Origin of the sequence: Azospirillum sp. B506 (genome assembly GCF_000333595.1) — a bacterium.
Lineage (GTDB): Bacteria > Pseudomonadota > Alphaproteobacteria > Azospirillales > Azospirillaceae > Azospirillum.
On sequence record NZ_BADK01000108.1, the window covers coordinates 1 to 7,359 of the forward strand.

At 68.3% G+C, this 7,359-nt stretch carries 6 protein-coding genes; 1 reads left to right on the forward strand and 5 read right to left on the reverse strand.

The genetic code is table 11. From position 1 onward, the window contains the following. Positions 1–1,337, forward strand: a 1,337-nt coding sequence (locus I71_RS03940; protein WP_042690918.1) for an MFS transporter, incomplete at its 5' end; no start/stop codon positions are given. Positions 1,338–1,361: 24 nt separating this feature from the next. Here the strand turns inward: I71_RS03940 and I71_RS35525 are convergent. From I71_RS35525 to I71_RS03965, 5 genes are all read right to left on the reverse strand, one after another. Beyond that, positions 1,362–2,450: an AI-2E family transporter gene (locus tag I71_RS35525; protein WP_042690921.1), complete on the reverse strand. Its 1,089-nt coding sequence runs from the start codon at positions 2,448–2,450 to the stop codon at positions 1,362–1,364. 254 nt (positions 2,451–2,704) lie between these two features. Beyond that, the gene (locus I71_RS03950) at positions 2,705–4,135 is read right to left on the reverse strand and encodes a HAMP domain-containing sensor histidine kinase (RefSeq protein WP_049975913.1); all 1,431 of its coding nucleotides are present in this window, start codon (positions 4,133–4,135) and stop codon (positions 2,705–2,707) included. 147 nt (positions 4,136–4,282) lie between these two features. After that, entirely contained in the window at positions 4,283–4,963 is a 681-nt protein-coding gene (locus I71_RS03955; protein ID WP_042690924.1) for a response regulator transcription factor, read from the reverse strand. Between the two features lie 90 nt (positions 4,964–5,053). Further along, positions 5,054–6,298 (reverse strand): Do family serine endopeptidase, encoded by a 1,245-nt coding sequence (locus I71_RS03960; RefSeq protein ID WP_244433619.1) that lies wholly within the window; start codon positions 6,296–6,298, stop codon positions 5,054–5,056. A 529-nt stretch (positions 6,299–6,827) separates the two neighbouring features. After that, positions 6,828–7,247: a secondary thiamine-phosphate synthase enzyme YjbQ gene (locus I71_RS03965; protein WP_042690927.1), complete on the reverse strand. Its 420-nt coding sequence runs from the start codon at positions 7,245–7,247 to the stop codon at positions 6,828–6,830. Positions 7,248–7,359 lie beyond the last annotated feature (112 nt).

The following is a 7,359-nucleotide window of genomic DNA, read 5'->3' on the forward strand; positions in this document are numbered from 1 at the left end:
CCACCACGCCGATCTACGGCAAGCTGTCCGACCTCTATGGCCGCAAGCGCGTGCTGCAAACGGCGATCCTGCTGTTCCTGGTCGGCTCCGTTCTGTGCGCCGCGGCACAGAGCATGACCCAGCTGATCCTGTTCCGGGGACTGCAGGGGCTGGGCGGCGGCGGTCTGATGTCGCTGGCCTTCACCATCATCGGCGACGTGGTGGCCCCGCGGGAACGCGGGCGCTACCAGGGCATGATCGGCGGCGTCTTCGCGCTGGCCAGCGTCGCCGGCCCGCTGCTGGGCGGCATCTTCACCGAGACCATCGGCTGGCACTGGATCTTCCTGATCAACCTGCCGCTCGGCGCCGCGGCGCTCGCCATGACCCGCAGCACGCTGTCGCGCCTGCCCGCCGGCCGGGCCAGGCCGCGTATCGATCTGGCCGGGGCGGCGCTGCTGACCGGTGCGGTGACCAGCCTGCTGATCGTCGCCACCCGCGGCGAGGCCCTGGGCTGGCGCAGCCCGGCGGCGCTGGGGCTGCTGGCGGCCGGCTTCGTCATGCTGGCGGTCTTCCTGTGGCACGAGCGCCGGATCGACGAACCGATCCTGCCGCTGCACCTGTTCCGCCGCCCGGTGGTGGCGGTGGCGACGCCGGTGGTGGCCGTCTCGGCGATGGTGCTGTTCGCCGGCATCGTCTATCTGCCGCTGCACCTTCAGCTGGTGCAGGGGACCAGCGCCACCGTGTCGGGCCTGCTGCTTCTGCCGCTGGTGCTGGGCATGACCGTCGGGTCGGTCGGCGGCGGACGGCTGATCGCCAGGACCGGGCGCTACAAGGCCTTCCCGCTGGCCGGGCTGGCGCTGTCGGGCGTGATGTACGCCCTGCTCGGCACCCTGCCGGCTCTGGCAGCCGACGGGCTGTGGTCGACGCTGATCCTGGTGCCGCTGGGCATGGGGCTGGGGCTGGTGATGCCGGTGATGACGGTGGCCGTGCAGAATGCGGTGGACCAGCGCGACCTTGGGGCCGCCACCGCCGCGGTCGGCTTCTTCCGCTCGCTCGGCGGGTCGGTCGGCGTCGCTGTGTTCGGCGCCGTCTTCAACGCCGTGGTGTCAGACCGGTTGGAGGGTGCCGGCCTGTCCGGACGCGCCGTTCTGGAGCATGGCGCCGCCGCCCTCGCAGACCTGCCCGCCGCCGCCCGGAGCGGGGTGGTGGCGACGCTGGAGCATGGCTTCGCCACCCTGTTCCTGCTGGCCGCGGCGCTGGCGGTCGTCTCCTTCGCCATGACGCTGTTCCTGAAGGAGCTGCCGCTGCGCTCCGCCAACCCCGGCCGGCCGGCAGCCGCGCCGGCGGCGGAAGGCTGATCGGTAACGGTCAAAAGCGCTCCCCTACGATTTGTCGCTGGGGAAATGCCTGGGCTGCCCCAGCTTGTCCTCGATGTAGAGCAGGTTGACCATCACCAGCACGACCACGGCGATCGGGGTTGCCAGGAACATGCCCATGATGCCGAACAGCACCCCGCCGGCGGCGATGGCGCCGATGGTGACCACCGGCGGCAGATCGACCACCCGTTTCTGCAACAGCGGCGTGATCAGGTTTCCTTCCACCTGCTGAATGACCAGATAGACCCCGGCGACCCACAGCGCGTCCTGCGGCGACTGGGCGAAGCCGATCAACAGGGCCGGCACTGCCGCCAGGAAGGGGCCGACCAGCGGGATGAACTCCAACAGCCCGGCGACGATGCCGAGCGCCAACGCCGACGGAATACCGAGCAGCCACAGCCCGACCGCGATCATCGTGCCCACCGCAGCCATCGCCACCAGTTGCCCGATCAGCCATTTCCACAGGCTGTCGCCGGCCACGTCCATCACCTCGCAGGCCCGTTTCTGGCCACGCGGCGGCACCAGCAGGACCACGCCGCGCTGATAGACCCCGGGCGACGCCGCCAGATAGAGCGCCGCGAACATCACCACCACCGCGTCGCCGATGACATAGACGAGGCCGGACGCGAAGCTGCTGAGCTGGTTCATCCAGGGCCAGTCCTTGCCCTGCTCCATGATGCGCTGGCTCCATCCGTCGGGCAGCATGCCCATCGCCTTGCTCACCTGCTCCTGCAACTGGCCGAGCTGTGCCGTCATCGAGGTGCCCATCAGCCAGACACCGCCCCCCACCAGCAGAACCAGCAGCACCAGCACGATGGCCAGTGACCAGCCGTGGCCCAGCCCGGTTCCCCGCTGCACAAAGCCGGTCAGCCGTTGCAGCAGGATAGCGAACAGCACACCGGTGAAGATCAGCAGCAGCGTGCCCGAGATCTTCCACAGGAAAATCCCCAGCGCCACCACCCCGGCGACGATCAGCACCTTCCAGGTGAAGACGGCCAGCTCTCCGCGGCCGGCCCTTGCCGGCGGTTCGGTCTGCGCCGTCCCGCCGCCGGACGTCGCGGCGTGATAGGCGCTGGGCCGGCTCGGTGTGGCCATATCCTAGAACTCCCGCACATGCGGCCGCCGGACGGGCGGCCCCGGGGGAGGAACGCACCAGATCCGCAGACGTTGCGGAACGTCAGCAGGCTAGGCCGTCGGCGGTAGTCCGAAGATCGGTATGGAAGATGCTCCGGCCCACCCCATATCCATCGTGACGCCAAGGAGTCATTCTCGCTGATGTCACTTGAAGAGCCCGCCCACCGGCGGGCTTTTTTTTGCTCCGTGTTTTTGGACTGCGACGCAGAAAAGCCTCAGCGACGCGCTTCCGGCGGGAAAATCAGACTGACTTTCAATCCCGGCTGATTGTCGCCCAACTCCAGCCGCGCACCATGGAGCGTCGCCACCGCATCCACCAGACTTAAACCCAGTCCGTTTCCAGGCGAGGCGCGGGCGGTGTCCAGCCGGACGAAGCGCTGCAGGACCTTGTCGCGCATCTCCGGCGGAATGCCCGGGCCGCTGTCGGCGACCTCGATGCAGGCGGCGCGGCCGGGAGCCGGGCCATCGAGGACCAGGGTGATGCTGCCGCCGTCCGGCGTGTACTTGATCGCATTGTCCAGCAGGTTCGACACCACCTGGGCCAGAAGCTGGCCATTGCCGTTGACGACCGGCTTGGCGCGGATGTCCACCGACAGGCGCTGACCGCGCTCGTCCGCCACCGGCTCGTAGAGGTCGGCGGCCAGCCCGACCACCTCCGCCAGATCGACCGGGACGAAATCCTGCCGCTTGGCTCCCGATTCCGCCTCGGCGATCGACAGCAGGGCGGTGAAGGTGGCGAGCAGCCGGTCGGCCTCGACGATGGTGTCCTGCAGGACGGTGCGATAGACCTCCGGGTCCTCGGTCTCGTGCAGCAGAGCCAGCTCGATGCGGGAGCGCAGGCGGGTCAGCGGAGTGCGCAGGTCGTGGGCGACGCTGTCGGTCACCTGCCGCATGCCGGTCATCAGCCGTTCGATGCGGTCCAGCATGGCATTGAGGTTTCCGGCCAGCCGGTCCATCTCGTCGCCGCCGCCGAACCGCGGCACGCGGTCGCTCAGATCGCCGCTCATGATCTGGCGGGTGGTGCGGTTGATCGCCTCGATCCGTCGCATGGCGCCGCGGCTCATCAGCAGTCCGCCGCCCAGCCCCAGCAGGGCGGTGGCCCCCAGGATCCAGCCCAGCGAGCGGAACATCCGGGTGCGCAGCTGGTCGATCTCGCTCATGTCGCGGCCGACCAGCAGACGGAACTGACCCGGCAGCGTGAAGGTCACCGCCTGGGCTGTCGAGGGACGGTCGTTGACCCCGCCATAATCGGCGACCTTGAAATGGGTCCAGCCGCTGGCATTCGGCACAGCCGCCGGCCATCCTGACAGATTGCCGGCCAGGATCACCCCCGCCGCCGTGGTCAGAAGATAGATCGAGTTGTTGTTGGCCACCGCGCTGCGCGTCCGCACCACGTCCACCAGACCGGGCAGCCCGTAATTGTGGTAATGGTCCTGCAGACCGGCGACCTCCAGCGCAATGGTCTCGCCGATCTCCTGCTCAAGGAATCCGGCGGTGGTGCGATAGACGACGCCCAGGATCAGCCCGACCGACAGAACGAACATCGCCAGATAGAGCAGCGCCAGCCGGAATGCGGTTGTCCGCACCAGCCGTGATACCGCCGCGACGAAGCCGTGCAGGCCGCCGGAATGAGCCTCGCCCTTCAACAAAAGCCCCCTCCCGCCTGGGGAGGGGGTTGGGTGAGAGGGATGCATTGCGAGGAGCGTCCGGCAAACGGCTCCCCCTCACCCTGCCCTCTCCCCGGGGGGGACAGGGGAATCGCCGCCATCAACATCCAAGCTCCATAACGTCTTTTACGCCTCCGCCGCGCGCAGGCTGTATCCGGCACCCCGCACGGTGTGGATCAGCGGGGTGGGGAAGTCCTTGTCGATCTTCTGACGCAGGCGGGCGATATGCACGTCGATCACATTGGTCTGCGGATCGAAGTGATAATCCCACACGTTCTCCAGCATCATGGTTCGCGTCACCACGCTGCCGGCGTTGCGCATCATGTATTCCAGCAGCGAGAACTCGCGCGGCAGCAGGTCGATGGGCTTGCCGGCCCGCTTGACGCTGCGCGACAGCAGGTCCAGTTCCAGGTCGCCGACCGCCAGCCGGGTCTGCGGCTGGGCCGCACCGCGCCGGCGGACCAGCACCTCGATCCGGGCCAGCAGCTCGGAAAAGGCGAAGGGCTTGGTCAGGTAATCGTCGCCGCCGGCCTTCAGGCCCTTCACCCGGTCGTCGACGCTGCCCAGGGCTGACAGGAACAGGACCGGCGTGTCGTTGCCAGCCGCCCGCAGCACCTGGACCAGCGACAGACCGTCGCGTCCCGGCAGCATGCGATCGACGATCATCACGTCGTAGTGCTCGGCTCCGGCCAGGAACAGGCCTTCCTTCCCGTCGTTGGCGACGTCGACCACATGGCCGGCCTCCTTCAGCCCCTTGGCGAGGTAGCTGGCGGCCTGGCGATCATCTTCTATGACGAGAATCTTCATGAGCACGAGTGTAGCCTCCCAAAACAGCCCGGCCAAGCACGAGGGTGTCGTGCCCGGCCGGACTTTCCGTCACCCGGAGAGCGTGTTGCCTCACGCCTTCAGCTTCAGCGCGACGAAGGACTCGTTGCCCTGCCGGTTGATCAGCATCAGCAGCGCCTTCTGCCCGTTCTTCTCGGCTTCGGTCACCTGACGGCGGACATCGGCCGGGCTCTTCACCTCGGCGTCGCCGACCCGCTCGATCACGTCGCCGGGACGGACCGGCACGTCGACGCTGGAGGACAGGCCGGTCACCACCACGCCCTGGACTTCCTCGCCGATGCCGAGCCGCTTGCGCGCCGCCCGGTCGAGCGGGGCGAGCTTCAGCCCCTTCACCGGCGCCACCTCCTCATGCTCGGCGGAACCCTTGCCGGTGTCGCTGTCGGCCGACGCCATCTGCTGCTGTTCGGACAGGCGGTCGATGCGCACCGGCACGGTCTTCTCCCGGCCGTCGCGCAGGATTTTCAACTCCACGGTGTCGCCGGCCTTGGTCTCCGCCACATTGCGGGTCAGGTCGCGCAGGTTGTTGACCGGCTTGCCGGCATAGGTCAGCACGACGTCGCCCTGATGCAGGCCGGCACGCTGGGCCGGGCTGTCGGCGGTCACTTCCGCCACCAGGGCGCCCTTGGCGCCGGGCAGGCCGACGCTGTCGGCGATGTCCGGGGTCACCTCCTGGATTTTCACGCCGAGCCAGCCGCGCTCGACCTTGCCGCTGTCCTTCAGCTGGGCCACCACCTCCTTGGCGAGGTTGGACGGGATGGCGAAGCCGATGCCGACCGACCCGCCGTTCGGCGAATAGATGGCGGTGTTGATGCCGATCACATGGCCGCTGAGATCGAAGGTCGGACCGCCCGAATTGCCACGGTTGATGGCGGCGTCGAGCTGGAAGTAGTCGTCGTAGGGACCGCTATGGATGTCGCGGCCGCGGGCCGACACGATGCCCTTGGTGACGGTGCCGCCCAACCCGAACGGATTGCCGACCGCCATCACCCAATCGCCGACGCGCGTCTTGTCGCTGTCTGCCCAGTCGACCGAGGGCAGCGGCTTGTCCGACTTCACCTTCAGCAGGGCGAGGTCGGTCTTGGCGTCGCGGCCGATCAGCTTGGCCGGCATCGCGGTACCGTCCTGCAGGGTGACGGTGATCTCGCTGGCGCCGTCGATGACGTGGTTGTTGGTCACGACATAGCCGGCAGGGTCGATGATGAAGCCGGAGCCGAGCGCCCCGGTCTTGCCGCGCGGCCCCTGATCCTGATCCTGGTCACCGTCCGGCCCGCCATTGGGACCGCCATTGCGGCCCATCTGATCCTGGAACTGGCGGAAGAATCCTCGAACGGCGTGCCGGGCGGAAAGCCTGGGATCGCCGGGCCGCGCTGCGACCGGGTTTCAGCCTTGGCCTCCTGGGGTAGCGGCGATGTGACCACGGCCGGGCTGACCTTGGCGGCGAGTTCGGCGAAGCTGGCGGCGTGTCCTGCACCATGGAGACGCCCGGCGGCGCGGCCCTCTGCTGAGCTTGCGACACCGCCCAACCGGCCAGCGCCGGAGCCGTCAGCACCGTGGAGCCCAGCAGCAGGGCGGCGGCGGTCCGGCGGAGGCGGCCCGAACGCCCGATCTCGCGCTGGGGCTTCGACTGCGAGTTGGCGGGAGGAAGGGTGGTCATGACGGCGACACTCCAATCAGGCGATTCCGACTGTGGGGAGGCGGTGGAGGGCTCATCGGTCGCCGCACCACCTCACCGCTGTTGTCCCCAACATAGGAACCGCCCCTTCAACGCCGCCTTGCGACCGGATGAAAGAAATTTCAGGCTGGTCTGTTCGGACGGCCGGGCGCGCTACTCCCCGATCAGATGCAGTGCGATCTCGCGCCTATGCGGCCGGGCGCGGTGCTCGAACAGATAGATGCCCTGCCAGGTGCCCAGCGCCGGTTCCCCAGCCATCACCGGGATCGACAGGCTGACGCCGGTCAGGGCGGAACGGATATGGGCGGGCATGTCGTCCGGCCCTTCGGTGGTGTGGACGTAGAGCGACGGATCCTCCGCCACCAGCCGCCGGAAAAAGCGCAGCAGGTCGGCCTGTACGTCGGGATCGGCATTTTCCTGAATGGCCAGCGATGCCGAGGTGTGGCGGCAGAACACCGTCAGCAGCCCGGTCTCCATCCCCTGTTCCGCCACCCAGCGCCGCACCGGGGCGGTCACCTCGACCAGCCCGGCACCGCGGGTTGGGACGGTCAGCGTCGTGGCGGCTTGTCGCATGGCGTTCGGTCTCCTTCGGTTTTCGCTGGCTTGGTTCCAGCGACAGGCAATACCAGATGTCACTACCCGAACGGCGCCACCCGAACAAAATCCCAGAACATGGTCGGTGCGC